At 72.1% G+C, this 24,808-nt stretch carries 20 protein-coding genes; 12 read left to right on the plus strand and 8 right to left on the minus strand.

The annotated features are described in order from the left end of the window. Positions 1-47: 47 nt before the first annotated feature. Positions 48-935: a YihY/virulence factor BrkB family protein gene (locus tag ACLBX8_RS18690; RefSeq protein ID WP_056533709.1), complete on the minus strand. Its 888-nt coding sequence runs from the start codon at positions 933-935 to the stop codon at positions 48-50. A 229-nt stretch (positions 936-1,164) separates the two neighbouring features. Between ACLBX8_RS18690 and ACLBX8_RS18695 the strand changes: the two genes are divergently transcribed. The 5 genes from ACLBX8_RS18695 (at position 1,165) to ACLBX8_RS18715 (ending at position 8,614) form a co-directional block, all read left to right on the plus strand. Further along, complete coding sequence (locus ACLBX8_RS18695) at positions 1,165-2,073, plus strand: DMT family transporter (RefSeq protein ID WP_447699745.1); 909 nt, start codon at positions 1,165-1,167, stop codon at positions 2,071-2,073. Between the two features lie 126 nt (positions 2,074-2,199). Then, on the plus strand, positions 2,200-3,762 hold the full coding sequence (locus ACLBX8_RS18700; protein ID WP_447715615.1) for an FAD-dependent oxidoreductase: 1,563 nt from the start codon (positions 2,200-2,202) through the stop codon (positions 3,760-3,762). A gap of 116 nt (positions 3,763-3,878) precedes the next feature. Continuing rightward, positions 3,879-4,085, plus strand: a complete 207-nt coding sequence (locus ACLBX8_RS18705; RefSeq protein WP_012321270.1) for a hypothetical protein — start codon at positions 3,879-3,881, stop codon at positions 4,083-4,085. A gap of 232 nt (positions 4,086-4,317) precedes the next feature. Beyond that, the gene (locus ACLBX8_RS18710) at positions 4,318-6,000 is read left to right on the plus strand and encodes an acyl-CoA dehydrogenase family protein (RefSeq protein WP_100252510.1); all 1,683 of its coding nucleotides are present in this window, start codon (positions 4,318-4,320) and stop codon (positions 5,998-6,000) included. Positions 6,001-6,094: 94 nt separating this feature from the next. Further along, a complete protein-coding gene (locus ACLBX8_RS18715) occupies positions 6,095-8,614 on the plus strand; it encodes a putative bifunctional diguanylate cyclase/phosphodiesterase (RefSeq protein ID WP_447699747.1) in 2,520 nt (839 codons plus the stop codon). A 21-nt stretch (positions 8,615-8,635) separates the two neighbouring features. Here ACLBX8_RS18715 and ACLBX8_RS18720 read toward each other — a convergent pair whose 3' ends face one another. Both ACLBX8_RS18720 and ACLBX8_RS18725 read right to left on the minus strand, forming a co-directional pair. After that, on the minus strand, positions 8,636-8,812 hold the full coding sequence (locus tag ACLBX8_RS18720) for a hypothetical protein (RefSeq protein WP_165923182.1): 177 nt from the start codon (positions 8,810-8,812) through the stop codon (positions 8,636-8,638). Between the two features lie 211 nt (positions 8,813-9,023). Then, positions 9,024-10,289, minus strand: a complete 1,266-nt coding sequence (locus ACLBX8_RS18725) for a glycosyltransferase family 4 protein (RefSeq protein ID WP_447699748.1) — start codon at positions 10,287-10,289, stop codon at positions 9,024-9,026. Between the two features lie 124 nt (positions 10,290-10,413). On the opposite strand from ACLBX8_RS18725, the gene ACLBX8_RS18730 reads away from it, so the two are divergent. From ACLBX8_RS18730 to ACLBX8_RS18750, 5 genes are all read left to right on the plus strand, one after another. Beyond that, positions 10,414-11,685, plus strand: a complete 1,272-nt coding sequence (locus tag ACLBX8_RS18730) for a glycosyltransferase (RefSeq protein ID WP_447715616.1) — start codon at positions 10,414-10,416, stop codon at positions 11,683-11,685. Positions 11,686-12,015: 330 nt separating this feature from the next. Next, positions 12,016-12,372: a phasin gene (locus ACLBX8_RS18735; RefSeq protein WP_026605054.1), complete on the plus strand. Its 357-nt coding sequence runs from the start codon at positions 12,016-12,018 to the stop codon at positions 12,370-12,372. A 397-nt stretch (positions 12,373-12,769) separates the two neighbouring features. Beyond that, on the plus strand, positions 12,770-13,222 hold the full coding sequence (locus ACLBX8_RS18740; protein WP_447699750.1) for a hypothetical protein: 453 nt from the start codon (positions 12,770-12,772) through the stop codon (positions 13,220-13,222). A 136-nt stretch (positions 13,223-13,358) separates the two neighbouring features. Beyond that, positions 13,359-14,618 (plus strand): N-acetylmuramoyl-L-alanine amidase, encoded by a 1,260-nt coding sequence (locus ACLBX8_RS18745; RefSeq protein ID WP_447699751.1) that lies wholly within the window; start codon positions 13,359-13,361, stop codon positions 14,616-14,618. Positions 14,619-14,788: 170 nt separating this feature from the next. Then, positions 14,789-17,224, plus strand: coding sequence for a penicillin-binding protein 1A (locus ACLBX8_RS18750; RefSeq protein ID WP_103985566.1), 2,436 nt, complete (start codon positions 14,789-14,791; stop codon positions 17,222-17,224). Between the two features lie 447 nt (positions 17,225-17,671). Here ACLBX8_RS18750 and purQ read toward each other — a convergent pair whose 3' ends face one another. The 5 genes from purQ to ACLBX8_RS18775 form a co-directional block, all read right to left on the minus strand. Further along, the gene (gene purQ / locus ACLBX8_RS18755; RefSeq protein ID WP_447699752.1) at positions 17,672-18,352 is read right to left on the minus strand and encodes a phosphoribosylformylglycinamidine synthase subunit PurQ; all 681 of its coding nucleotides are present in this window, start codon (positions 18,350-18,352) and stop codon (positions 17,672-17,674) included. Then, entirely contained in the window at positions 18,352-18,591 is a 240-nt protein-coding gene (gene purS / locus ACLBX8_RS18760; RefSeq protein WP_020093986.1) for a phosphoribosylformylglycinamidine synthase subunit PurS, read from the minus strand. Before purS ends, purQ begins: the two co-directional genes overlap by 1 nt. A gap of 176 nt (positions 18,592-18,767) precedes the next feature. Next, positions 18,768-19,007: a hypothetical protein gene (locus ACLBX8_RS18765; protein WP_012321282.1), complete on the minus strand. Its 240-nt coding sequence runs from the start codon at positions 19,005-19,007 to the stop codon at positions 18,768-18,770. A gap of 114 nt (positions 19,008-19,121) precedes the next feature. After that, the gene (locus ACLBX8_RS18770; RefSeq protein WP_012321283.1) at positions 19,122-19,721 is read right to left on the minus strand and encodes an ActR/PrrA/RegA family redox response regulator transcription factor; all 600 of its coding nucleotides are present in this window, start codon (positions 19,719-19,721) and stop codon (positions 19,122-19,124) included. A gap of 46 nt (positions 19,722-19,767) precedes the next feature. Next, entirely contained in the window at positions 19,768-21,159 is a 1,392-nt protein-coding gene (locus ACLBX8_RS18775; protein WP_020093985.1) for an ActS/PrrB/RegB family redox-sensitive histidine kinase, read from the minus strand. A 282-nt stretch (positions 21,160-21,441) separates the two neighbouring features. Here ACLBX8_RS18775 and ACLBX8_RS18780 point away from each other — a divergent pair, with 282 nt between their 5' ends. Together ACLBX8_RS18780 and ACLBX8_RS18785 are read left to right on the plus strand one after the other, a co-directional pair. Continuing rightward, positions 21,442-22,719: a polyhydroxyalkanoate depolymerase gene (locus ACLBX8_RS18780; RefSeq protein WP_020093984.1), complete on the plus strand. Its 1,278-nt coding sequence runs from the start codon at positions 21,442-21,444 to the stop codon at positions 22,717-22,719. A gap of 479 nt (positions 22,720-23,198) precedes the next feature. After that, complete coding sequence (locus ACLBX8_RS18785; RefSeq protein WP_447699754.1) at positions 23,199-24,785, plus strand: ABC transporter substrate-binding protein; 1,587 nt, start codon at positions 23,199-23,201, stop codon at positions 24,783-24,785. Positions 24,786-24,808: the final 23 nt, after the last annotated feature.

Genomic DNA, 24,808 nt, shown 5'->3' on the forward strand with positions numbered 1-24,808 from the left:
CGCCGCCGCCGGGGCCACCGCGTCGTCGGGGCGGGGGCCGAGAGGCGTCAGGCGCCCGGTCCCGGGACCCCCGTCCCGGCCCGGCGGCCCTCCATCTCGGCCCGGCGCGCCAGCATCTTCGCCTGCAGGCGGGTGCGGCGGGCGGCGATCACCGTGCCGTTGATCTCGCCGCCGAACAGGAACATGGCGGCGAGCCAGTAGAGGAAGACCAGGAACACCATCGCGGTGGCCAGCCCCCCGTAGGTCGACGCGTAGGCGTTGGAGAACCGGTCCAGATAGTAGCCGAAGCCGAGGCCGGCGAAGAACCACAGGAGCAGGGTCACCCCGATCCCCGGCAGCACCGACAGGATCGAGCGCCGCCCGGCCGCGACGAACTTGTGGGCGATGACCAGCACAACGGCGAGCAGCAGGGCTGTGACGGCGATCCGCCCGATCGCCACCGTGAGGCTCAGGGGCTCCAGGCCCGGCGCCACTAGGACGACGTTGCGCCAGATCAGCGGCCCCAGCACCACGAGCAGCGCGAAGGCCAGCATCGCGAAGGCTCCGCAGATCACGTAGCCGATCGATTCGAGGCGGGTCAGCCACCAGGGCCGGCTCTCGCGCAGGCCGTAGGCCCGGTTCAACCCGACCCGCAGGCTCTCGACGCCCGAGGAGGAGAAGTACAGGGCGAACAGCGCGCCGAGCGTCAGCACGCCGCTCCGCTGCTCGGTGAGCACCCGGTGCACCTCGCCGACGATCGGCTTGGCGATCTCCCGCGGCCACGCGTCGAAGATCAGCACCCCGGCCTCGTCGGCCAGCGACTGGGTGCCGAACAGGCCGGCGAGCGCCGCCAGCAGGATCAGGAACGGGAACAGCGAGGTCAGGCTCGAGAGCGCGATGTGGCTCGCGATCGCCCAGCCGTCATGGGAGACGAAGCGCTGCGCGGCGACGCCCATGACCTGTAATCCGCTGCGGAGGGGTTTCACGGGTGTCCAACGATCCTCGATCGCGCGATCCTCGGGGCGGCCCTCTCCGGGAGAGGTCCGCCGATGAACGGCGCCGGCACCCGCGCGTCAACGCCGTCGGCCCGCTCCGGTCCCGATCGGCGGCCGGTGACGCGTCCGCGCCACGCCGGTGCCGGTCGCGCCCCGCGGACGAGATCACCGTTGCGCCGGGCGCGCCGGCATGCTCCGTCCGGCGGCCATGCCTACGCTCTCCCGCCCGTCGACGCTCGCGTCCGGCGCTCTCCCGGCGCTGTTCATCCCGATCTGGGCCACGGGCTTCATCTCGGCCCGGGCGGTCGTGCCGCACGTCGATCCGCTGGCCTTCACCGCAATCCGCTTCACGGCCGTCGCCCTGGTGCTGGCCCTGATCGCCGCGGCCGCCCGGGTGCGCTGGCCGGCGGACCGGGCGGGGTGGCGCGACCCGGTCGTCGCGGGCTTCCTGATGCAGGGCGTCTACCTGTCGGGCGTCTTCTGGGCGGTGAGCCACGGGCTGCCGGCCGGCATCGCGGCGCTCGTCGGCAGCCTCCAGCCGCTGCTCACCGCGCTCCTGGCGCAACCGCTGCTGGGCGAGCGCGTCAGCGGCCGGCGGGCGCTCGGGATCCTCATGGGCTTCGTCGGCACCGGCCTCGTGCTCGCCCCGAAGCTCGGCGCCACGGACCCGTCCGGGATCCCGCCGGCGGCGCTGGCCGTCAGCCTCCTGGGGGTGCTGGCGCTGACCCTCGGCACGCTCTGGCAGAAGCGCACCGGCGGCCAGGTCGATCTCCTGGCCGGCGCGACCCTCCAGTTCGTCGGCGGCATGGCCTGCGCCATCCCGCTGGCGCTCGCCTTCGGCGGCACCGCGTTCGATCCGGCGCCCGCCCTGTGGCTCGGCCTCGGCTGGGCGGTCTTGGTCAACTCGGTCGCCGGGATCCTGCTGCTGCTGGTGCTGATCCGGCGGGGCGCGGTGGCGGGCGTCGCCGCCCTGTTCTTCCTCGTGCCGCCGGTCGCGGCCGTCCTCGGTTACCTGCTGTTCGGCGAGGTGCTGACCCCCGTGCAGGGCGCCGGCATGGCGCTCGCTGCCCTCGGCGTGGCGGTGGCGAGCCGCGGCTGAGATGGCCGCGGGCGGTCGCCGCCGAGGCCGCGACCCCTGCGACGGAAGGCGCGGAAACCCTTCGCGCCCTCGCGGTTTGATGCGCGCGGGCCGGATCGGCCCGGGCCGGCACCGCGCGAGGCGAGGATGAACCAGGACAAGCCCCGCGAGATCCGCCTCGCCCTCGACGCGATCCCCCTCGGCGGCAAGGCCGAGGGCAAGGGCGAGGGGGCCGCGGGCGACGACGCGGTGCTGTTCGTGCGCGACGCCGACGGGGTGCGCGCCTTCCAGGCGAAGTGCCCGCATCTCGGCGCGCCGCTGGCCAAGGGCGAGATCTGCGGCGGCCGGCTCTACTGCCCCTGGCACAAGGCGGCCTTCGCGGTCGCCGACGGCAGCCTGGAGGAGCCGCCGGCTCTGGAGGCGCTGACCCGCTATCCCGTCCGGATCGAGGGCGGCGAGGCGGTGGCGACCCTCAGCCCTGAGCCCCCTCCGGCCAAGCGGGCGGAAACGCCCGTCGCGCATGTCCTGATCGTCGGCACCGGTGCGGCCGCCGCCGCCTGCGTCACCACGCTCCGGCGCGAGGGCTTCGCGGGGGCGATCACCCTGGTCGGCCGCGAGGGCCACCCGCCCTACGACCGGACCAAGCTGTCCAAGCAGTTCCTGGCCAAGCCCACCCCGGCGGAGAAGACCCTGCTGGAGCCGGACTTCGCCGCCGCCCACCGGGTCGAGCGGGTCGAGGCCGAGGCGACGCGGATCGACCCGGCCGGCCGCAGCGTCGCGCTGGCGGACGGGCGGGTCCTGTCCGCCGACGCGCTGCTGATCGCCACCGGCAGCCGCGCCGTGGTGCCGGACTTCGAGGGAAGGGATCTCGACGGCGTGATGAGCCTGCGCAGCCTCGACGACGCGGTGCGCCTCAGCGCCGCGGCGGAGCGGGCGACGCGCGTGGTGGTGATCGGCGCAGGCTTCATCGGCCTGGAGGCCGCGGCCTTCCTGACCAAGCGCGGCCTGTCGGTGACGGTCCTGTCCCGGGAGGAGGTCCCCTTCGCCAAGCGCTTCGGCGAGGCCGTGGGTGCGGCGCTGAAGCGCTACCACGCCGGCAACGGCGTGACCTTCGTGACCGGCACGGTCGCGCGGATCGCCGGCACCGGCTCCGTCGAGGCCGTCGAGACCGAGGACGGCGCGCGGCTTCCGGCCGACCTCGTGCTGATCGGCGCCGGCGCCGCGCCGGAGACCGGGATCGTCGCCGGGGTGGAGCCGGACGAGTCCGGCGGCCTCCCGGTCGGCGCCGACCTGAAGCTCGCCGACAACGTCTGGGTCGCGGGCGACATCGCGGCCTTCCCGGAGTGCGGCAGCGGCGTCACGGCGCGGATCGAGCACTGGCGGCTGGCGCAGCAGCACGGCACGCACGTCGCCCGGGCGATGCTCGGCGCCACCGGCGCCTTCGCGGGGGCGCCGTTCTTCTGGAGCAACCAGGGCGACAAGCGCCTGGATTACGGCGGCTACGCGCCGGATTTCGAGCGGATCATCCTGCAGGGCGACCCGGCGGCGCTCGACTTCATCGCCTACTACGTCCGCGACAACCGCGCGGTGGCCGCCTGTAGCATCGGCCGCAACCCCGCCTTCACGGCGTTCCTCCACCTGCTGGGCGAGGGCCGCGTGCCCGCCCCCGACCGGATCGAGGCCGGTGCGGATCTCGCCGCGCTGGTGTGACGGCGCGACATCGGCGCCACGTCGGGGCGGCCGGACCGAGGGAACCAGGTCGGGCGGTCCATCTTTCGGTAGACGCCGCCCGCCGTCTCGAGAGCCGGGCCCGCACGGGAGGCCCCATGAACCAGATCATCGTCGTCGCCCTCATCTGCGCCGCCTCCGTCCAGGCCCCGGACTGCTCGCGCGAGACCGCCATCGACGTGGTGACGGGCCCGGCCCACACGCTCCAGGAATGCCTCGTCCAGGGTCCGGTCCTGGCGGCCAATGCCGGCTTCAAGGGCGAGGACGGGTCCTACCTGAAGACCCGGTGCGAGCAGAGGCGCTGAGCCGGGGCCGTCCGGCGAGCAGGTTTCGGTAGGCTGAAGGCACGATCATCAGTGTCCGGAGCGTCGCGCGTCGCCGCGCCGGTCAGGCCTTGACTTCGCAGGGCTGCGCGCCGGCCCGCCAGCCCCGGTATTCAACTTCAGTTCAAGGCGAGACAAACGAAATCTGCTTCGGCTCCGGACCGCGGCAGGTTAAAAGACCCGATCCAAGAAGACGCCACGCGAGCAGAGAACCATGTCCGCATCCCCCGCCATCCAGACCGAGCCGCAGGATCTCGTGGCCCTCACCAAGGCCGCCGGTGAAAGCGCGAAGGCGCTGGCCGCCGAGGCCACGCGCCGGGTCCGCACGCGGATCCTCGGGACGGACGGGCGGATCGACGCGGCCAAGCTCGAGGGCCAGCAGCACGCCGCCCACGGGCTCGCGTGGCTCGCGACCTACGCGGAGGCGGTGAACGAGCTCGGCGGCTACGCCGAGCGCCTGCAAGGGGAGGGCCGGTTCGGCGAGACCGAGGCGCTCCTCGTCCGGATCGGCGCCGGCGAGTATCTCGACCAGCTGTTCTCCGGCATCCCGATGAGCCAGGGCGAGATGGTCCGCGTCACCGGGTCGCTCGGTCTCTCCGCCAAGGAGGTGGCCCCGTACCGCACGGACGCGGTCGAGACTCTGATCGCCGAGGGCAACACCCCCGAGAACCGCGCCGCCCTGGTGGCGCTGATGCGCGACGGCGGCGGCTCGGCGACCGTCGGCGCCTCGGGCCTCGACGAGGACATGGAGGCAATCCGCTCCGAGATGCGCCGCTTCGGCAAGGCCGAGGTGGTCGATCAGGCGCACGAGTGGCACCTGAAGAACGCCTACATCCCAATGGAGATCGTGCAGAAGATGGCCGAACTCGGCGTCTTCGGCTTGACGATCCCCGAGGAGTACGGCGGCATGGGCCTGCCGAAGACCGCCATGTGCGTGGTCTCGGAGGAGCTGTCCCGCGCCTATATCGGCGTCGGCTCGCTGGGCACCCGCTCGGAGATCGCCGCGGAGCTGATCCTGTGCGGCGGCACCGAGGAGCAGAAGCAGCGCTTCCTGCCGAAGATCGCCTCCGGCGACATCCTGCCCACCGCTGTCTTCACCGAGCCGAACACCGGTTCCGACCTCGCGAGCCTGCGCACCCGCGCGGTGAAGGAGGGCGACGTCTGGAAGATCACCGGCAACAAGACCTGGATCACCCACCCGGTCCGCGCCGACATCATGACGGTGCTGGTGCGCACCAAACCCGAGGAGAAGGGCCACAAGGGCCTCTCCATGCTGATCGCCGAGAAGCCCCGCGGCACGGATGAGGATCCCTTCCCGGTCCAGGGCCTGTCGGGCGGCGAGATCGAGGTGCTCGGCTACCGCGGCATGAAGGAGTACGAGCTCGCCTTCGAGGGCTTCGAGGTGCCGGGCGGCAACCTGCTCGGCGAGGTCGAGGGCAAGGGCTTCGCCCAGCTGATGCAGACCTTCGAGTCGGCCCGCATCCAGACCGCGGCCCGCGCCATCGGCGTCGCCCAGTCGGCCCTCGACGTCGGCCTGCGCTACGCCGAGGAGCGGGTCCAGTTCGGTAAGGCGCTGGTGAACTTCCCGCGGGTGGCCGACAAGCTCGCCATGATGGCGGTGGAGATCAACATCGCCCGCCAGCTCACCTACTTCTCGGCCCGCGAGAAAGACGAGGGCAAGCGCTGCGACCTAGAGGCCGGGATGGCGAAGCTGCTCGGCGCCCGCGTCGCCTGGGCGGCGGCCGACAACGCCCTCCAGATCCACGGCGGCAACGGCTTCGCGCTCGAGTACCCGGTGAGCCGGATCCTGTGCGACGCGCGCATCCTCTCGATCTTCGAGGGCGCTGCGGAGATCCAGGCGCAGGTGATCGCCCGCCGGCTGCTCGAGTCTGCCTGAAATCCTGGCTAGAGCTGGGGAATAGTACGTATCATGGGATTATAAGTCGGCATATGAACCCGGCTTAAACGAAGTCCCTGCTTCCTGGCACCTGGTGAACAACTGGGGCGGCTCGGTGAGCGCGCAGCACGACGACGGACAGACGGGCAAGAACCTCCTCCGGCACTGGCAGGATTGCCGGACGCCGGGGGCGCCGATCCCGTCCTACGAGGCCGTCGTGCTCGGGAGCCTCGGCCGCCTCGCCGACCGGGCCGCCCTGGTGACGACCCGCGACGGGCGGGCCGCCCGGATCCTCTGGGCGGGCCAGGTCTTCGGCGCCTGGCTCGCGCAGGGTGCCGAAGGCGCGGAGGGCGCGTTGTCCGGGATCGTCCCGGCCGAGATCATCCCGACGGAGACCCTCCCAGTCGACGCGCTCCCGATCGAGCTGCGCGAGCCCGTCGACGAGATGGTCGCGGCCGCCCTCACGTCCGGCCAGCCCGCCTACGCCCGGTGCGATCGCCTCGCCGTCGGGGTGGTGACGTCGACCCGCCTCGTCGGCGTGCCCCTGGGCAACCGCTGGGGCGAGCCGTTCGTGCTGGTCGGGTTCGACGGGGCGAGCGTCCGGACCGAGCTGGTCCAGGCGATGTTCACCGCCACCGACCAGGGCATCCTGGCCCTCAGCACGGTCCGGGACGCGGCCGGCCGGCCGGTCGATTTCAAGATCGTCGCCCTCAACCGCGGGGCCGAGCGCCTGCTGGAGCGCCCCGCCGCCGCCCTGCAGTGGCAGCGCGTGGGCCAGCTCTTCCCGGGGGCCGTCACCGCGCGGACGATCGCGACGCTCGCCGCCATGGTCGAGCGGGGCGGGCGCGCGGCCTTCGAGCTGAGCCGTCCCCGCTCCGACGGCGGCACGCTCTACCTCAAGGTCGAGGCGGGCTGCGTCGGCGATCTCGTCTCGGTCACGATGACGGATGTCGGCGACATCAAGGCCCGAGAGGCCTCGTTCCGGCTCCTGTTCGAGAACAACCCGGTGCCGATGTGGGTCGTGGCCGACGCGCGCGACCGGTTCCTGGCGGTCAACGACGCGGCCGTCGCCCATTACGGCTACAGCCGCGAGCAGTTCCTGGAGCGGGCGCCGGCCGATCTCGCCATGGCCGCCGACGCGGCGCCGGCACCCGGCCTGCCGCCCACCGGCACCCTCCACCGTCGCGCCGACGGCTCCGCGATCGAGGTGTCCCTGTTCCAGCGGGCGATGCCGTTCGAGGGGCGGCAGGCCGTGCTCGAGGCCGCCATCGACATGACCGAGCGGCGCCGGGCCGAGGCCCGCATCGCCCACATGGCCCACCACGACGCGCTCACCGGGCTGCCGAACCGCGTGCTGTTCCGGGACCGCCTCGCCGAGGCGATCGCCCGCCACGCCCGGGACGGCGAGGCGGCGGTGCTGCTCTGCCTCGACCTCGACAAGTTCAAGATCGTCAACGACACGCTGGGCCACCCGGTCGGCGACGCGCTGCTGCGCGAGGCGGCCGAGCGGATCGCCGGCTGCCTGCGCGAGGACGACCTCGTGGCCCGGCTCGGCGGCGACGAGTTCGCCATCCTGGTGCGCGGGCCGGACCTCCCGGCGCTGGCCGACGGGCTGGTCGCGCGGGTGATCGCCGAGCTCGGCCGCCCCTTCCGGCTGGACGGCCAGGATTGCCACATCGGCACCAGCATCGGCGTCGCCTGTCTGCCCCGGGACGGCACTGATCCCGAGACGCTGATGAAGAACGCCGACCTCGCCCTCTACCGGGCGAAGGCCGAGGGCGGCGGCACCTTCCGGTGCTTCGAGCCGGAGATGGATGCCTGGGTGCAGGCGCGGCGGCGGCGCGAGAACGAGCTGCGCGAGGCTTTCGCTCGCGGCCAGTTCTCGCTGGTCTACCAGCCGCTGATGGATGCCCGCGCCGGTCGGATCCTCGCCTTCGAGGCGCTGCTGCGCTGGCACCACCCGGAGCACGGCTCGGTCTCTCCGGCCGAGTTCGTGCCGCTCGCCGAGGAGACCGGCCTGATCGTGCCGATCGGCGCCTGGGTGATGCAGACCGCCTTCGCCGAGGCGGCGACCTGGCCGGAGGCGATCCGGCTCGCCGTGAACCTCTCCCCGATCCAGTTCCGCAACCGCGACCTGGTCGAGACCGTGCGTGGGGCGCTCGCCGCCGCGGGGGTTGACCCGCGGCGCCTCGAGCTGGAGATCACCGAATCGGTCCTGCTCGCCGACAGCGCCGCCAACCTCGCGACGCTGCACGCGCTGCGGGCCATGGGCATCCGGATCGCGATGGACGATTTCGGCACCGGCTATTCCAGCCTCGGCTACCTGCGCAGCTTCCCGTTCGACAAGATCAAGCTCGACCGCTCCTTCGTGAGCCAGGTCGGCGAGAACACCCACTGCACGGCGATCGTGCGCGCGGTGGCGAGCCTGGGCACCAGCCTCGGCATCGCCACCACCGCCGAGGGCGTCGAGACCGCCGAGCAGCTCGCGATGCTCCGCGCCGAGGGCTACGACGAGGTTCAGGGCTTCCTGTTCAGCCGCGCGGTCCCGGGCCCCGAGGCCCGCCGCCTGATCGAGCGCGCGCGGGCGGCGGTCCCGGACGACCGGGCGGCCTGATCCGCCCGGCCCGCGCGGGACCTACTTGGTGACCTTCACCGAGACCGGGTCGCTCGACGGGAAGGTCTCCTCTAGGGCGTCGTCCAGGCGCTCGTTCAGCTTCTCCTGCTTGTTGTCGGGGTTCTTGGCGTCGCCCGGCTTGGCGCTGCCCTGCTGGAAGCCCGGCTTGGTCTCGTTCGGCTTGTGGGTCTCGGCCATGTCGCTCGCTCGTCCGTGACGGAGGCACGCAAGGGTGCCGGTGGGCATCAACGCGAGGGAGGGCGGGTGTTTCCGATCTTTCGGGCCTGATCGGTGCGCCCCGTCATCGCGCGCGCAGCGGAGCGACGCAGAACCGCGCCGCGTGCCGAGGCGACCCGCTGCCCTGGATTGCTCCGCCGCGCTCGCGAGGACGTGCGCACCGGAATCTCCGTCAGGCGGTCGCCAGCGGCCGCCCGAGCGGGCCGCGGGCCGGCGCGCGGGCCGCGGCCTCGCGCAGGACCGTCCCGTAGACGGCCTCGAGACGGTCGAGATGGGCATCCAGGGTCAGGGGGGCGGCCCAGTAGCGCTCGTGCGCGGCCCGGCCCATCCGGGCGGCGAGGCCGTCGTCGGTCAGGCGGCGCAGGTGCGCGGCGAGGTCGTCCGGGTCGCCCGAGCGGAACCAGAATCCGGTCTCGCCGTCGGCCACGGCCTCGCGACCCGCGCAGGCGTCGCTCACGATCACCGGCGCGCCGCAGGCGAGCGCCTCGTAGACGGTGAGCGGCTGGCCCTCGTACCAGACGCTCGGGAAGACCAGCGCCCGGGCCCGCCGCATCAGCGCCTGCACGGCCGCGGCGTCGCGCCAGCCGAGCATCACCGCCTCGGGATAGCGCGCCGCGAGCTCGGCCCGCTCGGGGCCGTCGCCCACGAAGGCCGCCCGCACGCCCGCCCGGCGGGCCGCCTCGGCGAAGATCGGCGCGCCCTTCTCGGTGGAGATCCGCCCGACGAACAGGAAGTCGCCCGGCGGCCCGTCGTGGACCGGCGCCGGCGCCACCGCGATGGGGTTGTCGACCCGGTGGAAGGCGGTGCCGCGGGGCAGGAGTGGCCGCACGACGCTCTCCTGCAGGTCGCTGATCGTGATGACGTGGGCGAACAGCTCCGGCAGCCGGGCCACGTGGGCGAGCCCGGCATGGCGGACCATCCGGGCCACCTTGCGCGGGTAGCTGCGCGCGTCGCAGTTCGCCACGATGCAGGCGGGCGACATCGGGGTGCGGTGGCAGATCCGCTGCGCCGGGTAGGCGTAGAAGCCGCCGGTCGGGCAGACGAGGAAGAACTCGTGCATCGTGTAGAGGCAGGGCAGCCCCGAGGCCCGGAGCGCGGTGCCGATCGACGGCGACAGCGCCTTGGCGAAGGCGTGGACGTGGACCAGCGTGTCGCGGGGATCGCAGGCGGCGAGTTCCGCCGCCAGGGCGCGGCAGGCCGGCCCGTTCCAGATCGCCTGGGCCGCGAAGGCGAGCTTGCTGCGCGCCGTGGTGACGTCGTCCTGGTCCAGGCAGACCACCCGGACGCCGGCCGGCTCGAGCCGCGGGTCCACCGGGCCGACCGCGGCGAACAGGCTGACGCGGACCCCCCGGGCGGCGAGCCCCAGGGCGGATTCGATGGCGACCTTGGCCTGGCCGCCGTTGATCGCGGCGTGGTCTGCGACGAGGACGACGTGCACGTCAGGACTTCCGCCGCTGCGATCCGGGACCGACAGCTGTATCCGGCCGCGGTTGATCGCCCGTAAACCGGTCTGCCCCATCCTCCCGGCGCGCGAGAGCGATCGATCCCCGGGAGGGTTCACCGTGCACGTCGTGATCCTGGCCGAGTTCGCGGCCGCCAGCGGCGGCGCCGAGAAGGTCGCGCTCGAATCGGCCCGCGGGCTCGCCGAGGCCGGCCTCGGCGTCACCTACATCCAGGCGATCCCGGGTCCCGTCGACCCGCTCCTCGACCATGCCGGCATCCGCCGGATCGACCTCGGTCTGCCCGACATCTGGTCGCTCGGCGCCGCGCGGGCCGCGGCCGCCGGGATCTGGCACGCGGCCGCCGCCCGCCGGCTCGCCGCCGCCCTCGCCGGCCTCGCGGTGCCGCCGGACTGCATCCACCTGCACCAGTGGACCCGGACCCTGTCGCCGGCGATCGTCCCGGTCCTGTCGGAGACCGGGGTGCCGCTGGTCGTCACGCTGCACGACTACGCCCTGGTCTGCCCGAACGGCGTCTACTACCGCTTCGACCGGGCCGAGCCCTGCGGGCTCGCGCCCCTGTCGGCCGCCTGCCTGGCGGCGCCCTGCGACCCGCGCAGCCGGGTGCATAAGGCCGTGCGCGTCGCCCGCGCCGCGGCGCTGCGTCAGGTCGTCGGCCGGGCCAGCCGGCGCCGCCCGCTCCACGTCGTCCATGTCTGCGACGCCAGCCGCCAGCGGCTCGGCGCCCTCCTCGGCCGCTACGCCCTGACGCATCACAGGATCGACAATCCCGTCCGGCTCCCGGAGGGGCCGGCGGCCGAGCCCGCCCGTGGCGACGCTATCGCCTATGTGGGGCGCCTCACCCGGGAGAAGGGCGCCGACCTCGTGGCCGACGCCGCCCGCGCCGCCGGGCTCCCGGCCCTGTTGATCGGCGCCGGGCCGCTGGAGGCGGAGCTGCGCGCCCGGGACGGCGTGGAGGTGATCGGCTGGCAGCGGCCCGAGGCGGTCTGGGCGACGCTCCGGACCCGCGCCCGGGCGCTCGCCGCGCCCTCCCGCTGGTACGAGACCGGGCCGCTAACGGTCTACGAGGCGCTGGCGGCCGGCATCCCGGTCGTCGCTTCCGACCGCTCCGGCGCCGCCGAGAAGGTCCGGCACGGCCGGACCGGCTTCGTGGTCGCGCCGGAGATCGCGCCCCTCGCCGAGGCGTTCGCTGCGCTCCGGAACGACGCCCTGGCGGCCGCCCTCGGGGCCGAGGCGCGCCGCCTCTTCCGGGTGGCCCCGATGGGTCTGGCGGCGCACACGGCGTCGCTCCGCGCACTCTATGCCGGCCTGGCCGAATCGGCGGCCGGTGCGATGCAGCATCCGTCCCGGCTCGCCCTGGATCAACGGTCCTGACTCCTCCGATGCGCTTGGTATACCAGAAGAATTCACGATCCGTTCGCGCCCATCTGGACAGGGAGATAGTTTTTTGCCAATCGGGTTTCCGCTGGGATCAGCAATCATAGCCGACTGAGTCAATGGTGTAGCTTGCTCGCAACCTGCTATCGGGCAGCGGCACCGTGCCGATGACTTCGTGACATCATCGGATCGGAACTTTATCGGGCCTCCGGATCCGTGAGTGCGCCCCGAACCTGCACTTGACTTCTTGTTGCAGTGCAACATATAGAGGGGCGTCAATGCGGACGCATGCGGCGTCCCGCTCCAAGGATGATGCTGGAGACATCGATGCAGACCCCGAACTTCGAGATCCCGACCGAGATGCGCGACTTCGCCGACAAGAGCGTCGATCAGGCCCGGACCGCCGTCGGCACCATGATGGCGAACGCCGTGAAGGCCGCCGAGCAGGTCCAGGCCTCGGGCCAGACCTTCCAGTCGACCCTCAGCGCCGCGGTCGCGAAGGGGTTCGATCACGCGCAGGCCAACGCCAACGCGACCTTCGACTTCGCCCAGAAGCTGGTGCGCACGAAGGATCTCCGCGAGGCGTTCGAGCTCCAGTCCGAGTTCGTCCGCAGCCAGTTCGCCGCCCTCCAGGCCCAGGCCAAGGATTACGGCACCCTGGCGCAGAACGCCGCCGCCCGCTGAGGCCGGCCGCCCCGGTCCGCGATCGGGGCACGAAGACCGGGATCCGGCAGGGCCGTCCAGGCCCGCCGGATCCCCCGCTCTGACGCCCGGGCGTCACGGGCCCGGCGCCGACACCGCCGGCGAGCCGGCCGCGCACGACCTCCGGCCGCCGTTCCGTCGGGATGGGCCGACGCCGACAGGAGGAGATCGCGCGATGGGAAAGCCGCGTCGACCGAGGAGCCGTCCCGCCGGGACGCCCCAGCCGTTGCAGGACGCGTCGGCCAACCCCGAGATCCCGGCCGCGAACGTCCCGATCGCGGCGGATGAACCCGCTCAAGCACCCGCAACAGCGCCTGACCAATCGCCTGACCACTCCGCCGAGGCCGTCCGGACCGGCGCCGAGACGGAGGACGCGGTCATGACCGCCGCGGCACCCGGTGGGGCGTCCGAAGCCGAGACCGCGCCCGACGGCGCGGTGGACGTCCCGTCCGACCCGGTGGCCACAGCCGCTACGACGACGTCCGAAGCCGAGTTCGAAGCCCGGTCCGAAGCCGAGTCCGGAACCGGGGCGGTGATCGACATCGCCCCCCCGCCGGTGCCGGGCGCGGGTCTGGGACTCGCCGCGGCCGCGAACCGAATCAGCTTCACCCCCGACCGCCTCGACGTCGTCGAGATCGGCTCGATCATCGCCCGCTACGTGCGCGGCGAGGGCGAGGCGGCCGTCGCGCATCTGCGGGCGCTCTCGGGTGCCCGCTCGCCGGCCGACGTCATCCGCCTGCAGGTCGGCGAGGTCCAGCGGGCCGCCGACGCGTCCCTGACCTGCTGGGTCACGGTGGTCGGGCAGGCGAGCCGGGTCGTCGCGTACCGCTGAGGCGCTGCGCGCGGGCGGCCGGGACTTGTCGCATCCCGGCCACAAGGCCGGCCCGATCGAACCCGCGGCGGCAACGGCCCGTTAACCAAGCCGGTCCCATGCCTTAACGGAGGGCACGGGAGACGACACCGGACCGATGCCGAACTGCGCGCGCCTGATCCGTTCCGCATGGCTCCGCCTCGCCGTCGCGCTCCTGCCGGCGCTGGCGGGGATGCCGGCTGCCGCGCAGAACGGCGAGAAGCCGGCCGTCGCCATCGGGGCCGACGTCGCGAGCCAGGCCGGCACCACGCGCCTCACCCTGACGCTGTCCCGGGCCGTCGAGGCCCGCGGCTTCGTGATGGAGCGGCCCGACCGGGCGGTGATCGACCTGCCCGAGGTCAACTTCCAGCTCGATTCCGGGACCGGCAGCCGCCGCGACGGCCTCGTGCAGAGCTTCCGCTACGGCCTGTTCGCGCCCGGGCGGTCCCGCATCGTGATCGACCTCACCGCGCCCGCCATCGTCGGGAAGATCGAGACCGCGACGCGGCCGCGCGACGGCGCGGTGCTGCTCACGATCCCGCTGCAGCGCGCCGACCGCGACGCGTTCCGCAAGGCCGCCGCCACCGCCGATCCCGCCCCCGCCCAGGCCCGCGCCGCGCCGCCGGAGCCCGCCGACCAGCGGCCGCTGATCATGGTCGATGCCGGCCACGGCGGCACCGATCCCGGCGCCATCGCGGTGGGCGGCGTGTTCGAGAAGGACATCGTGTTCGGCTTCGCCCAGGCCCTCGTGGCGAAGCTGGAGGCGGGCGGCCGCTACCGGGTCCGGATGACCCGCGACCGCGACGTTTTCGTGCCGCTGGCCGAGCGGGTGCGCCTCGCCCGCGACGCCAGAGCCGACCTGTTCGTGTCGATCCACGCGGACTCGATCTCGGCGGCCCCCCAGGTGAGCGGCGCCACGATCTACACCAATTCCGAGAAGGCCACGGACGCCGAATCCGCCAAGCTCGCCGAGCGCGAGAACCGGGCGGATTCCGCCGCGGGCGTCGACGCCGCCGAGGCGCCGCCGGACATCGCCGACATCCTGCAGGAGCTGACCCTGCGCGAGACGCGGGGCTTCTCGTCGGGCTTCGCCCGCACGCTGATGGGCCAGCTCGCCCCCGTGATGAAGATGAGCGCCAAGCCCCACCGCGAGGCGCGCTTCGTGGTGCTGCGCTCCCCCGACGTGCCGAGCGTGCTCGTGGAACTCGGCTACCTCTCCAGCAAGCGCGACCTGGAGATGCTGCAATCGCCGGAGTGGCGGGCCGACGTCACCGGCTCCATGGCCAAGGCGATCGACCAGTTCTTCACCAACCGCGCCACGCTCGGCCGGCCGGCCCCGACGCGCCGCGCGGCCGCCGCCGCCCCAGTTTCACCATAGATAGAGTGTCGATACGGGACGTCCGACGCCCCGTCGCACGGCCGCCGAAACCGGCATTCCGAGGGGGTCTCACGGGACCGTCCGGGGGCCGGCCGCGCAGCGCGCGGGGTGCACGCGCCGGATGAGCCGATTCCGGCATTCGGCCGGGCCAGCGACGAGCGGAACACCGGATGCGTCTGATCCTCCGTTTCTTTGGGATCCTGTTCAGCGCCGCCGCGGTGCTGTTCGTGGTCGGCGCGGCGGTGGGCGGTTACTTCTACTGGAAGTACAGCCAGGACCTGCCCGACCACGCCGCGCTCTCCAATTACGAGCCGCCGGTGATGACCCGCGTCCACGCGGCGGACGGCTCGCTGCTGGCCGAGTACGCCCGCGAGCGCCGGCTGTACCTGCCGATCCAGGCGATGCCGAAGATCGTCGTGGCGGCCTTCCTGTCGGCCGAGGACAAGAACTTCTACAAGCACGGCGGCATCGACCCCGAGGGGATCGTGCGCGCCTTCCTGACCAACGCCAAGTCGGGCAAGCGGCAGGGCGCCTCGACCATCACCCAGCAGGTCGCCAAGAACTTCCTGCTCTCCTCAGAGCAGACCTACGACCGCAAGATCAAGGAGGCGCTGCTGGCGCTCCGCATCGAGGCGGCCTACTCGAAGGACAAGATCCTCGAGCTCTACCTCAACGAGATCTTCCTCGGCACGATCGTGCCGGGCCGCAACCTGCACGGCGTCGCGGCCGCCGCGCTCGACTATTTCGGCAAGTCGGTCCACGAGCTGACCATCAACGAGGCGGCCTACCTCGCCGCCCTGCCGAAGGGTCCGAACAACTACCACCCCTACCGCAAGACCCAGGCGGCCCTCGACCGCCGCAACGAGATCATCCGCCTGATGGCGGAGAACGGCTACATCACCCGGGAGGAGGCGGAGTCCGCCAAGAAGATGCCGCTCGGCGTCAACCCGCGCGTCGCCTTCCCGAACGCCGCCAACGCCAACTACTTCACCGAGGAGGTCCGCCGCGAGATCTCCGAGCGCTACGGCGAGAAGAAGCTCTACGAGGGCGGCCTCTCGGTGCGCACGACCCTCGACCCGAAGATGCAGGCCTGGGCCCGCAAGGCGCTGGTCGACGGCCTCGTGCGCTACGACCAGGCCCATGGCTGGCGCGGTCCGGTCACCAAGGTCGACCTGACCGGGCGCGACTGGGGCATGGCGGCGGCCGAAGTTCCGGCGCTCGGCGACGTGGCGCCCTGGCGGCTCGCCGTGGTGCTGGGCAACGGCGGCGGCGGCGTGCAGATCGGCCTGCAGCCCCGGCGCGAGGCCTCCGGCCAGGTCGGCAAGGACCGCGAGACCGGCGTGATCACCCCCGAGGGCATGCGCTGGGCCGGCCGCGCCAACCTCCAGGCCGGCGACATGGTCTACGTCGAGGCGATGGACGGCGGCCGCGGGCAGTTCCGCCTGCGCCAGAAGCCCGAGGTCTCCGGCGCCATCGTGGCCATGGACCCGAATACGGGCCGCGTCCACGCGATGGTCGGCGGCTTCTCGTACGACGAATCCGAGTTCAACCGCGCCACCCAGGCGATGCGCCAGCCCGGCTCCTCGTTCAAGCCGATCGTCTACTCGGCGGCGCTGGACAACGGCTACACCCCCGCCTCGATCATCCAGGACACCCCGATCACCATCGAGGCCGGCCCCGGCCAGGAGGCCTGGACGCCCTCGAACTACGACGGCAAGTCGGGCGGCCCGCACACCCTGCGCTACGGCATCGAGCACTCGAAGAACCTGATGACGGTCCGGCTCGCCAAGGATGTCGGCATGCCGCTCATCGCCGAGTACGCCCGCCGCTTCGGCGTCTACGACGACATGCTGCCGGTGCTGCCCATGTCGCTCGGCGCGGGCGAGACCACGGTCATGCGCATGGTCACCGCCTACTCGATGCTGGCCAACGGCGGCCGGCGCATCCGGCCGACCCTGATCGACCGGATCCAGGACCGCATCGGCGAGACGATCTACCGGCACGACAACCGAAAATGCATCGGTTGCGACGCCGAGAAGTGGTCGGGCCAGGACGAGCCGAAGCTGGTGGACGATTCCGAGCAGGTGCTCGACCCGCTAACCGCCTACCAGATGGTCTCGATCATGGAGGGCGTGGTCCAGCGCGGCACCGCCACGATCCTGAAGCAGATCGGCAAGCCGCTCGCCGGCAAGACCGGCACGACGAACGACGCCAAGGACGCGTGGTTCGTGGGCTTCTCGCCGGACCTGGCGGTCGGCATCTATATCGGCTTCGACAAGCCCCGCTCGCTCGGCGACCGCGCCACCGGCGGCGGCCTGGCGGCGCCGATCGCCCTGGAGTTCCTGAAGACGGCCCTCAAGGACAAGCCGCCGACGCCGTTCCGTGTGCCCCCGGGGATCAAGCTGATCCGCATCAACCTCGCGAGCGGCACCCGCGCCGGCTCGGGGGAGGGCGCCGGGACGATCCTGGAGGCGTTCAAGCCGGGCACCGCGCCGCCGGATTCCTACTCGGCGCCGTCCTCCGGCGGCGGTGGCGGCCAGGCGGCCGCCCCGGCGGCGGTCGCGCCCGATCCCGACCGGGCCGCGCAGGCCGGCGGGCTGTACTGAGGCGGCTCGCCCCCGCCCAACTCCCTCTCTGCCGAGAGGGCTTCCGGCCAAGATCGCTATTAACCCAGGTCGGGTCCTCCGGCCTGGGCTTTCGCGTACGGATCCGGGGCGACGGTGCGACGGACGGGGCATCGCCGGGTCGAGCGGCCCGCGACCGTGACCGACGCCGTCCGGGAGCGCGCAGCTTTGTCCGAAGGGCCGGATGGCGGGGCGGCCATGTCCGCGCGGGCCGTTCTCGGGCGAGACCCGCCCCTCGGCACCGACCCGCGTCGCGCTCCGCAGGCGCACAGAAAAAAGCCGCCCCGGAGGGAGCGGCTCGAGGAGTCATCAGGGAGGCATCAAAACAGAGCGGACCAACATGTCCAACTCGACATCCAGATCACTGGATGCCTGTTTATGCCTCGAAAACCTTAATGCGAAGTTAAGACGCGTTTTCGCGCGTCGATCTCAGGCCGCCAGACTGTCGAAAAGCCCGCGCCCGTCGGTCCCGCCGACCAGATCCTCGACGAAGTTCTCCGGGTGCGGCATCATCCCGAGGACGTTCCCGGTCTCCGACAGGACGCCTGCGATGGCGTTGAGGGAGCCGTTGCGGTTCGCCTCGACGGTGATCGCGCCGGTCGCGTCGCAGTAGCGGAAGGCGACCCGGCCCTCGCCCTCGATCCGCGCAAGCGTCTCGGGATCGGCGAAGTAGTTGCCTTCGCCGTGGGCGACGCAGACGTTGATCACCTGGCCCTGCGTGTAGGCGCTGGTAAAGCGGGTATCGGTGCGCTCCACCCGGAGCGTCTGCCGGTGGCAGATGAAGCGCCGGTCGATGTTGCGCATCAGCACGCCGGGCAGCAGGCCCGATTCGCACAGGATCTGGAAGCCGTTGCAGATGCCGAGCACGAGGCCGCCGCGGGCCGCGTGGGCCCGGACCGCGTCCATGGCGGCGGCCCGGCCGGCGATGGCGCCGCAGCGCAGGTAGTCGCCGTACGAGAAGCCGCCGGGCAGGACGGCGAGGTCGGTGCCGGCGGGGAGCGCGTGGTCCGCGTGCCAGACGAGGCTCACCTGCGCGCCGGAGCGCCGCAGGGCCCGGACGACGTCCGACTCGCGGTTGGAACCCGGGAAGACGACGACCGCGGCGCGCATCAGAGGATCTCGATCGCGTAGTTCTCGACGACGGTGTTGGCCAGGAGCTTCTCGCAGGCCGTGCGCAGCGTCGCCTCGGCGGCGGCGCCGTCGGCCGCCGACACCTCGATGTCGAAGACCTTGCCCTGCCGGACGCCGTCGACGCCCTCGATGCCGAGGGACCTGAGGGCGGCCTCGATCGCCTTGCCCTGCGGGTCCAGCACACCGGTCTTCAGGGTGACGATGATACGGGCTTTCATGGATCTACGGGTCTCACGCGTGTCAGGACGGGGGTGTGACCTGCGACAACGTCACACAGACCGGCGCCGGTCGCTTCTAACAGGAAGGCCGGCGCACTGTCGAACACGCCGCACGCATAGGGATCATTCCGCCGCTGGATGCAACTTGAACGAAGAAGCCGTCCGCAGGCGCTCGTTCAGCGATGCGCCGCCGGCGCCGGGCCCCGCAGGGGCTCGATGCTGGTCGCCCGGCGCCAGAGCTGGAGCATGATCCAGGCCGCGAACAGGCTGAACAGCCCCATCAGGACGTGCCCGACCCGGTCGCCGAGATCGAAGATGCCCGCGATGGCCCAGCCCGCCGCGATGGCCACGGCGAACACCTCGGTGCCGACGAGGACCATCATGCTGATGATGGTGATGGCGTTGCGCCCGTTCACGAGATCCGCCCTCGAAAAGATTTCGGGCCCCGGACGAACCGTCCGGGACCCGCGCAGCTAGCCCACAGAGGTGGGGCGATGCAACCGACCGGACGGCGCCGGAGCGGTCCGGCCTCAGCGCGGCGCGCGCTTGGCCAGGATCCGCTGCAGGGTCCGCCGGTGCATGTTGAGGCGCCGGGCGGTCTCGCTGACGTTGCGGCTGCACAGTTCGTAGACGCGCTGGATGTGCTCCCAGCGGACCCGGTCGGCCGACATCGGGTTCTCGGGCGGGTCGGCCCGCTCGCCCGGCTGCGCCATCAGCGTGCCGTGGATCTCGTCGGCGTCGGCGGGCTTGGCGAGGTAGTCGAAGGCGCCGAGCTTCACCGCGGTGACCGCGGTGGCGATGTTGCCGTAGCCGGTGAGGATCACGCCGCGGGCCTCGGGCCGGCGCTCCTTGAGGCGGGCGATCACGTCGAGGCCGTTGCCGTCGCCGAGGCGCATGTCGATCACCGCGAAGGCGGGCGCGCGCGCCTCGACGGCGGAGACGCCGTCCGCGACGCTGTCGGCCACCTGCACGTGGTAGCCGCGGCTCTCCATGGCGCGCGCGAGGCGGGTCTGGAAGGGCTTGTCGTCGTCGACGATCAGCAGGCTGCGGTCGGAGAAGGCGGCCAGCGGATCGGCATCGTTGATCACGGCGGGGTCGGTCGCCGCCGAGGTCCCGGGCTGCGTGAGCATCCGGCACTCCTTTCGGGTTTTCGTCGTCGGGTTCTTGGTCTGTCCCTCATATAGGTACGGCATCGCCCGGTGGCAGGGGGGCGCGGATACTGAGTTCCGGAGAATGTCGCGGCGCGGCGCCGCGCTCGAAGATGTGCCGGGCCCAGGAGACGCGCACGATCGCCCCGTGGGCGTCCGGCGCCGCGACGTTCATCAGGGCGAGCTGCGCTCCCGAGCGCTCGATCAGGGTCTTGGCGATGAACAGCCCGAGGCCGAGGCCGGCCCCCACGGTCCCACCGGATTGCGGCCGGTCGTGGCTGCGGGTGGTCACGTAGGGCTCGCCCGCCCGCAGCAGCACCTCGCTGGAGAAGCCCGGGCCGTCGTCGCGGATCTCGATCCAGACCCGGTCGGGCGTCCAGCGCCCCTCGACGGTGACGCCGGCCTCGGCGAAGTCGACGGCGTTGTCGAGGATGTTGGCGAGCCCGAACATGACGCCCGGGTTGCGCCGGCACGCCGGCTCCGGCCCCTCGCCGGCGCTGGTGACGGCGAGGGCAGCGCCGAGTGCCCGCTGCGGCGCCACCAGCTCCTCCACGAGGTGGCTGAACGTCACCGTCTCCAGGAAGCCGGCCCCGGCCCCGTCCCCGTCGAGGGAGGTCAGCTTGCCGAGGATGCCGCGGCAGCGGTCGACCTGCTCGCGCAGCAGGTTGAGATCCTCCGCCACCGCCGGCGAGGCGGTGGGGCCGAGCTGGCGGATCAGCTCCTTGGTCACCACCATGATCGTGCCCAGCGGCGTGCCCAATTCGTGGGCAGCCGCGGCCGCGAGCCCGTCGAGCTGCGACAGGTGCTGCTCGCGGGCGAGCACCAGCTCGGTGGCGGCGAGCGCCTGGGCGAGGAGCCGGGTCTCCTCGGCGACCCGCCACGCGTAGACGCCCGTGAAGGCGGTGCCGAGCAGGATCGCGGTCCAGACGCCGGAGACGTACAGGAACGGCAGCTCGATCCGCCCGTCCGCGAACCAGGGCAGGGGCCGGTGCACCAGGGCGAGCAGCGTCGCGAGGCCCACCGCTAGGAGGCCCAGCGCCAGGGTCCGCTCGGGGGGCAGGGCGGTGGCGGAGATCAGCACGGGCGCGAGGAACAGCAGCGAGAACGGGTTCTGGAGCCCGCCCGTGAGGAACAGCAGGGCCGCGAGTTGCACGATGTCGAAGGCGAGAAGCAGGGCCGCGGAATCGTCGCTGAGCCGGTAGCTCGCCGGGAAGCGGATCCGCAGGGCGAGGTTCAGCCAAGACGAGGTGGCGATCACTAGGAAGCACCAGCCGAACGGCAGCGGCAGGCCGAGGCCGAACTGCGCCCCGACGACCGCCGCGCTCTGGCCCGTGATGGCGAGCCAGCGCAGGCGGACGAAGGTGTCGAGCCGCAGGTGTCGCGCGTCGCGACCGAGGCCGCTGAGATCGGTATCGGGCATGGGCTGTAATGGGCTGTATCGGTGCGTCGCCGGACGGACCCGCCGGCGCGGCGTCCCGTGGACTCCCTTCGCATGACGCGGCGATGGGAATCCCGGCTCACCGCCCCGGACACGTCGTCGCTGGCGGACGATCGCCCGCGGACGTGGTCACAGGCAAGTCGCCGCAGCTCCGGGATGTTCCGCCCGCGTTCAGGGTGGAGCATTATCCTACCGACTCGGGTTGCAGGGGGTATGGGCCGCGCGGCTCGATGCCCGCGGCCGGAGCGAGACCGCGAGGTGACGATGCTGCTGGCCTATTCCCTGTACGAGGGCGCGCGCGCCCTGATGGCACCCGCCCGCGTCGCCGCCGACCTCACCCGCTACGGGCTGCAGATGCCGGGCAATCCCCTGGCCTACGGACCCTATGCCCGCGCGGTCAGCGCCGGCTGCGAGATGTTCGAGCGCGTCACCCGCCAGTACGGCAAGCCCGCCTTCGGCTTCACCGAGACGGTGGTGGACGGCGCGGCGGTCCCGGTCACCGAGCGGGTGGTCTGGGAGCGGCCGTTCTGCCGCCTGATCGCCTTCGACCGCGCGTTCCCGGCGGCCCCCGCGGAGCCGCAGCCCAAGCTGCTGATCGTCGCGCCGATGTCGGGGCACTACGCCACGCTGCTGCGCGGCACCGTCGAGGCGATGCTGCCGAACCATCGCGTGTTCATCACCGACTGGACCGACGCCCGGATGGTGCCGCTCTTCGCGGGCCAGTTCGATCTCGACGACTACATCGACTACCTGCAGGAGATGTTCGCGGTCCTCGGGCCGGACCTGCACGTCATGGCGGTGTGCCAGCCGGCGGTGCCGGTCTTCGCCGCGGTGGCGCTGATGGAGGCGGCCGACGAGCCGGCGGTGCCGACCTCCATGACCCTGATGGGCGGCCCGATCGACACCCGCCGCTCGCCCACCGCGGTGAACTGCCTCGCGCAGGAGCGCGGCCAGAAGTGGTTCGAGCAGAACACGATCAGCCTCGTGCCGCCGATCTACCCGGGCGCGTGGCGCCGGGTCTATCCGGGCTTCCTGCAGCTGTCGGGCTTCATGGCGATGAACCTCGACCGCCACGTCACCGCCCATTCGGACATGTTCGACCATCTGGTGACGGGCGACGGCGACTCGGCCGAGAAGCACCGCGAGTTCTACGACGAGTACCTCGCCGTGATGGACCTGACGGCCGAGTACTACCTCCAGACCGTGCAGACCGTGTTCGTCGACCACGCCCTGCCGACGGGACAGATGACGCACCGCGGCACGCCGGTCGATCTCGGCGCCATCCGCCGCTGCGCGATCCTGGCGGTCGAGGGCGAGAACGACGACATCTCCGGCGTCGGCCAGACCAAGGCGGCCCTCGACCTGACGCCGAACCTTCCGGAAGCGCGCAAGGCCTACCACCTCCAGGCCGGCGTCGGCCATTACGGGGTGTTCAACGGCTCGCGCTACCGGTCGGTGATCGCCCCCCGCATCGCGGCCTTCATCCGCGCCATGCAGGCGGTTCCGGGCGCGCGGGGCGGCCACCTGCGGCAGGTGGGCTGAGGCGTCCATTCCGGTGCCCGCCGCCCCGGCTGGCCCTCCTCCGCGGGGGGCTCGCGGACTCACACAGCGCAGGCCGAAGGGCGAGGGGATCTCCGGCCTCACGCTCGATCCCAAGCTGCGAAACGCTGTGCGATCCCGTTTCCGATCGATGAAGTCGGCATAGCCGTCATCGCTGCGCTCGCGATGACGGTGCGGGACATGTCGACCGAGACGCCGCGCGCTCCGCGATCATGAATACATAACGCAGTGCCGGCCGGGCTGGCGCGGGCCTTGCGAGACGCGGCCCGTGAGTTCGAGCCGCACCGACACAGCCCCTCTCCATGCCGCCGTCGCCCCGAGGCCGGCGGCGATGCGGACGCGCGCCCGGACGTCGTTGTCACCACGGGCCATTGCGCCCGCGCATCAGAACCGTTCAAACTCGCCCGCAAGGTGCGGGCCGGCGACCGATGCTTGAGATCCGCACCGCCAGGGAGAAGACGATGGACCGCAGGACCTTTCTCAAGGGTTCGGCTGCGCTCGGTTTGGCTGCGCCGCAGCTCGCGCGGCCGGCCCTAGCGCAGGGGGGCAAGGTCCTGCGCTTCGTGCCGCAGGCGAACCTCGCGAATTTCGACCCGATCTGGGGGACCCAGTACGTGGTGCGCAACGCCGGCACCCTCGTCTGGGACATGCTCTACGGCGTCGACGCGCAGCTGAAGCCGCAGCGCCAGATGGTCGAGTCCGAGGAGGTCTCGGGCGACAAGCTCACCTGGACCTTCCGGCTGCGCCCCGGCCTGAAGTGGCACGACGGCGAGCCGGTTCTCGCCAAGGACGTGGTGGCGAGCCTCACCCGCTGGATGGCCCGCGACCCGATCGGCCTGATGATCCGCGGCATCCAGGACGACCTCGCGGCGACCAACGACAGGACCTTCCAGTGGCGCCTGAAGAAGCCGTTCCCGAAGCTGCTCTACGCGCTCGGCAAGACCAACGCGCCGATGGCGCTGATGATGCCGGAGCGGATCGCCAAGACCGACCCGTTCACGCAGATCACCGAGTATGTCGGCTCGGGCCCGATGAAGTTCGTCCGCAACGAGTGGGTGCCGGGTGCCCGGGCGGTGTTCGAGACCTTCACCGACTACAAGCCCCGCGACGAGCCGAATTCCTGGCTCGCGGGCGGCAAGCGCATGCTGGTCGACCGTGTCGAGTGGGTGATCATGCCGGACGCCGCCACCGCTTCGGCGGCCCTGCAGAACGGCGAGGTCGACTGGTGGGAGAACCCGATCTCCGACCTCGTGCCGCTGCTGCGCAAGAACAGCAACCTCAACGTCGACATCGCCGACCCGCTCGGCAATGTCGGGTCGTTCCGGATGAACCACCTGCACCCGCCCTTCGACAATCCGAAGATCCGCCAGGCGGTCATGACCGCGATGAGCCAGGAGGATTACATGCGGGCGATCGTCGGCGACGACGACAGCCTGTGGAAGACGCTGCCGGGCTTCTTCACGCCGGGGACGCCCCTCTACAGCGAGGCGGGCGGCGGCAATGTCGGCAAGGGCGACATCAAGCTCGGCCAGAAGCTGCTCAAGGAAGCCGGCTACAAGGGCGAGCCGGTGGTCTGCATCGTGGCCCAGGACCAGGGGATCACCAAGGCGCAGGGCGACATCACCGCCGACCTCCTGAAGAAGATGGGCTTCAACGTCGACTTCGTCGCCACCGATTGGGGCACCACCGGCACCCGCCGGGCCTCCAAGGCGCCGCCGTCTCAGGGCGGCTGGAACATGTTCCACACCTGGCACGCGGGCGCCGACTGCATCAATCCGGCGGGCTACCCGGCGGTGCGGGCGAGTGGCGACAAGGCGTGGTTCGGCTGGCCGAACATCCCGCCGGTGGAGACCGCCATCGCCGAGTGGTTCGACGCCGCCGACCCGGCCGCCGAGAAGGCCGCCATCGACAAGGTCAACGCCGCCGCCTGCGAGGGCGTGGTCTACGTGCCCACCGGGTTCTTCCTCGGCTACCAGGCGTGGCGCAAGAACGTCTCGGGCATCGTGAAGGGGCCGATCCCCTTCACCTGGGGCGTGTCGAAGGCGTGATGGCGCCCGCTCTCGCCACGTCG

This window comes from Methylobacterium sp. D48H (assembly GCF_053345715.1).

Bases quoted from the DNA above. Each gene is read 5' to 3' on its own strand.
- ACLBX8_RS18690 (WP_056533709.1), bottom strand. From the start codon at position 935: ATGGGCGTCGCCGCGCAGCGCTTCGTCTCCCATGACGGCTGGGCGATC.
- ACLBX8_RS18700 (WP_447715615.1), top strand. From the start codon at position 2,200: ATGAACCAGGACAAGCCCCGCGAGATCCGCCTCGCCCTCGACGCGATC.
- ACLBX8_RS18740 (WP_447699750.1), top strand. From the start codon at position 12,770: ATGACCGCCGCGGCACCCGGTGGGGCGTCCGAAGCCGAGACCGCGCCC.
- purQ (WP_447699752.1), bottom strand. From the start codon at position 18,352: ATGCGCGCCGCGGTCGTCGTCTTCCCGGGTTCCAACCGCGAGTCGGAC.
- ACLBX8_RS18710 (WP_100252510.1), top strand. From the start codon at position 4,318: ATGTCCGCATCCCCCGCCATCCAGACCGAGCCGCAGGATCTCGTGGCC.
- ACLBX8_RS18785 (WP_447699754.1), top strand. From the start codon at position 23,199: ATGGACCGCAGGACCTTTCTCAAGGGTTCGGCTGCGCTCGGTTTGGCT.
- ACLBX8_RS18750 (WP_103985566.1), top strand. From the start codon at position 14,789: ATGCGTCTGATCCTCCGTTTCTTTGGGATCCTGTTCAGCGCCGCCGCG.
- ACLBX8_RS18735 (WP_026605054.1), top strand. From the start codon at position 12,016: ATGCAGACCCCGAACTTCGAGATCCCGACCGAGATGCGCGACTTCGCC.
- purS (WP_020093986.1), bottom strand. From the start codon at position 18,591: ATGAAAGCCCGTATCATCGTCACCCTGAAGACCGGTGTGCTGGACCCG.
- ACLBX8_RS18695 (WP_447699745.1), top strand. From the start codon at position 1,165: ATGCTCCGTCCGGCGGCCATGCCTACGCTCTCCCGCCCGTCGACGCTC.
- ACLBX8_RS18775 (WP_020093985.1), bottom strand. From the start codon at position 21,159: ATGCCCGATACCGATCTCAGCGGCCTCGGTCGCGACGCGCGACACCTG.
- ACLBX8_RS18705 (WP_012321270.1), top strand. From the start codon at position 3,879: ATGAACCAGATCATCGTCGTCGCCCTCATCTGCGCCGCCTCCGTCCAG.
- ACLBX8_RS18780 (WP_020093984.1), top strand. From the start codon at position 21,442: ATGCTGCTGGCCTATTCCCTGTACGAGGGCGCGCGCGCCCTGATGGCA.
- ACLBX8_RS18770 (WP_012321283.1), bottom strand. From the start codon at position 19,721: ATGCTCACGCAGCCCGGGACCTCGGCGGCGACCGACCCCGCCGTGATC.
- ACLBX8_RS18745 (WP_447699751.1), top strand. From the start codon at position 13,359: ATGCCGAACTGCGCGCGCCTGATCCGTTCCGCATGGCTCCGCCTCGCC.
- ACLBX8_RS18720 (WP_165923182.1), bottom strand. From the start codon at position 8,812: ATGGCCGAGACCCACAAGCCGAACGAGACCAAGCCGGGCTTCCAGCAG.